Here is a 3,385-nt window from a genome sequence, read left to right on the forward strand (position 1 = left end):
TCAGTACCAGCCGGTCGACTGCGAGTGGTCCCAGGCGCCGCACGGGCTGCCGTATCGACCCGAGATGTACCCGAGACCCCAGGCGATCTGGGTGCCGGCGTTTGTCTGCCAGTCGGCACCGGCAGAGCTCATCTTGCTTCCGGGGAGAGCCTGCGGGATGCCATAGGCACCGCTTCCGGCGTTGTAGGCCTGGTAGTTCCAGCCCGACTCGCGGTTCCAGAGCGAGACGAGGCACGAGAACTGGTCATCGCCCCAGCCGTAGCCGGACAGCATGCCGCGTGCGGTGGCCTGTGCGCCGCCCGGGCTGTTGCCACCCGAGCCTCCGCCCGACGACGGCGGGGGAGTCCAGTCGCCACCGCCGGACGAGCTGCCCGAAGACGCGTTCGACCGGGCCTCCTCGTCGGCCTTGGCTTGGGCGGCCGCCGCGGCCTCGGCTTCCTGCCGCGCCTTCTCAGCGGCCTCCTCCTCTTGCTTCTTCGCGACCGCGGCGTCCAGACTTCCGCGAAGCGCGCTGACCCGCTGGTCGACGGCCGTCGCCTCAGCCCTCACATCACCGGTCACGCCGGGGAGGAAGGTCGACGGCAGCACCTGCGCCGCGGTCAGGTGATCCGCGGCCGCCTGGAGCGCGGAGGTGTCGACGGTGGCGGGCTGACCGATGTCCAGTCCGGATGCCGCGATGTCGTTCTGGACCGTCGTCGCCGCTTGCAGCGAGGCTGCGGCGGTCTGCTCGGCGGCTCGAGCGTCTGCGCGATCGGGGTCGGACGTCGTGCCGGGCGCGACAGGTGCGCTGTAGGAGGCGAGCTGCATGCTCGAGGCCGAGAGGAGGGAGGATCCCGCGTTGGCCTGAGCGAGGGGAGCGGTCCCCGTGAGGGTCACCGTCGCCGCGAGTCCCAGAGCCACGACACCGGCGGTGATCGCGGGGCGGCGAGTGGAGCGGCGGGCCGCCAGTCGGCGGGCACGGCGGTTGTGTGTGGGCGTCGAATCAGAACTCATAAAACCGGTTTCGTATCGCGAGGACGGCGGAAAACAGCACGTCCTGCCCGTGATCGACGGGCACGGAACGGGGAGCCTGGCACGGCAGTCTGGACGCAAGCTGGGCGAGAACACCCCGACGGGCCCCGTTCGAGAGGCCATATCGATCCGACCGCGCGGCCCGCGGACCGCGGTCTCGTCGGTATCCGGGGCCGCGGATGCGTTAGGCTTGAGTGTCACTCGTCTGGCTATCCCGCACCGCGGGTGTGAGCGGGTGGCATCGCACGAAACAATCCGCTTCGCTTCGGCTCGTGGTTCTCGTTCGCCCTCCAGCGAGTGGTGCCCGGCCGGTCCGGCCTCATCCGGGGCTGTCCCGCAGGAGCCGAAGCCCGACACCAAACCCAACTAGGACAACCCACTACATGACTACCGCAACGACCGCCCCGGCTACCAAGCAGGTCGCGATCAACGACATCGGCTCCGCCGAAGACTTCTTGGCCGCGGTCGAGAAGACCCTCAAGTTCTTCAACGACGGCGACCTCATCGAGGGCACCGTGGTGAAGATCGACCGCGACGAGGTCCTCCTCGACGTCGGTTACAAGACCGAGGGTGTCATCCCCTCCCGCGAGCTTTCGATCAAGCACGACGTCGACCCCAACGAGGTCGTCAACGTCGGCGATCACGTCGAGGCCCTCGTTCTCCAGAAGGAGGACAAGGAAGGTCGCCTCATCCTGTCCAAGAAGCGTGCGCAGTACGAGCGCGCGTGGGGCGACGTCGAGAAGATCAAGGAGAACGACGGTGTCGTCACCGGCTCCGTGATCGAGGTCGTCAAGGGCGGGCTCATCGTCGACATCGGCCTCCGCGGCTTCCTCCCGGCCTCGCTCATCGAGCTGCGCCGTGTTCGCGACCTCACGCCGTACCTCGGCCAGGAGATCGAGGCGAAGATCCTCGAGCTCGACAAGAACCGCAACAACGTCGTTCTGTCGCGCCGCGCCCTGCTCGAGCAGACGCAGTCCGAGTCGCGCACCACGTTCCTCAACAACCTCCACAAGGGCCAGGTCCGCAAGGGCACGGTTTCGTCGATCGTCAACTTCGGTGCGTTCGTCGACCTGGGCGGCGTGGACGGTCTCGTGCACGTCTCCGAGCTCTCCTGGAAGCACATCGAGCACGCCTCCGAGGTCGTCGAGGTGGGCCAGGAGGTCACCGTCGAGATCCTCGAGGTCGACCTCGACCGTGAGCGCGTGTCGCTCTCGCTCAAGGCCACCCAGGAAGACCCGTGGCAGGTGTTCGCCCGTACCCACGCGATCGGTCAGATCGCTCCGGGCAAGGTCACCAAGCTCGTTCCGTTCGGTGCCTTCGTCCGCGTGGCGGATGGCATCGAGGGCCTCGTGCACATCTCCGAGCTGTCCGGCAAGCACGTCGAGCTCGCCGAGCAGGTCGTGTCGGTCGGCGAAGAGGTCTTCGTCAAGATCATCGACATCGACCTCGAGCGTCGTCGCATCTCGCTGTCGCTGAAGCAGGCCAACGAGTCTGTCGACCCCAACGGCACCGAGTTCGACCCGGCGCTGTACGGCATGGCCACCGAGTACGACGAGCGTGGCGAGTACAAGTACCCCGAGGGCTTCGACCCCGAGTCGGGTGCCTGGCTCGAGGGCTTCGACGCTCAGCGCGAGCAGTGGGAGCAGGAGTACGCGGCGGCCCAGGGTCGCTGGGAGGCCCACAAGGCTGCCGTCGCCAAGGCCCTCGAGGCCGAGGCTGCGAACCCCACCGACACCGGTTCGTTCGGTGGCTCGTTCTCGTCGGAGTCGCCCGCTCAGGGCACCCTCGCCGACGACGAGTCGCTGGCTGCGCTTCGCGAGAAGCTCTCCGGTCGCTGATCGGTTCCTCATCGAAGGCCGGTACCCCTCGGGGTGCCGGCCTTCGGTCGTTCCCGCGCAACCCCTGGAGATCCCCGTGGACGTCGGGGCAGGATCGTCGCATGGCAAATAGACTCCCGCTCCTGATCGCCCTCGCCGGCGTGGCCGTGCTGTTCCTGTCCATCGCGTTCGTCTTCGCTCTGGTCATCGGTGCCATGTTCTTCGGTGGCATCGAGTTCACCGGCGGACATACGGATGCCACGGCCTCGCTGGCATCGATCCCGTCGCTTATCTGACCCTCCGGGGCCACAGCTCGGGCTGTGCGGCCCGAACTCGCGAAAACCGCGGATTTCCGCGGTTTCGGGGGTGCGACACGCCCGGGCGGTGGTGTGGATTGGACGAGTGCGCGGGATCCGCGTAACTTATTACTTGTTCGCCCCACAGGGGAGAGCGGAGCGGCCAAAAGGCCCCGCGTCCCCTCAAGCGGTGAACCACCCCCAACACGGCACTTGAGAGTTTCGATTCTCTGGTCTACAGTTGGGATCCTGCCACTCGGC

The 3,385-nt window shown here is 67.4% G+C and carries 3 protein-coding genes; 2 read left to right on the forward strand and 1 reads right to left on the reverse strand.

Annotated elements, in window-relative coordinates; genetic code table 11:
• A complete protein-coding gene (locus P2P98_RS16585) occupies positions 1-993 on the reverse strand; it encodes a lytic transglycosylase domain-containing protein (protein WP_275801366.1) in 993 nt (330 codons plus the stop codon).
• Positions 994-1,394: 401 nt separating this feature from the next.
• Between P2P98_RS16585 and rpsA the strand changes: the two genes are divergently transcribed.
• Both rpsA and P2P98_RS16595 read left to right on the forward strand, forming a co-directional pair.
• Positions 1,395-2,849: a 30S ribosomal protein S1 gene (gene rpsA / locus P2P98_RS16590; RefSeq protein WP_058596663.1), complete on the forward strand. Its 1,455-nt coding sequence runs from the start codon at positions 1,395-1,397 to the stop codon at positions 2,847-2,849.
• 101 nt (positions 2,850-2,950) lie between these two features.
• Positions 2,951-3,124 (forward strand): hypothetical protein, encoded by a 174-nt coding sequence (locus tag P2P98_RS16595; RefSeq protein WP_275801367.1) that lies wholly within the window; start codon positions 2,951-2,953, stop codon positions 3,122-3,124.
• Positions 3,125-3,385: the final 261 nt, after the last annotated feature.

This window comes from Microbacterium sp. Kw_RZR3, from assembly GCF_029222405.1.
GTDB lineage: Bacteria > Actinomycetota > Actinomycetes > Actinomycetales > Microbacteriaceae > Microbacterium.

Coding starts and splice junctions, on each gene's coding strand:
- rpsA (WP_058596663.1), top strand. CDS start 1,395: ATGACTACCGCAACGACCGCCCCGGCTACCAAGCAGGTCGCGATCAAC.
- P2P98_RS16595 (WP_275801367.1), top strand. CDS start 2,951: ATGGCAAATAGACTCCCGCTCCTGATCGCCCTCGCCGGCGTGGCCGTG.
- P2P98_RS16585 (WP_275801366.1), bottom strand. CDS start 993: ATGAGTTCTGATTCGACGCCCACACACAACCGCCGTGCCCGCCGACTG.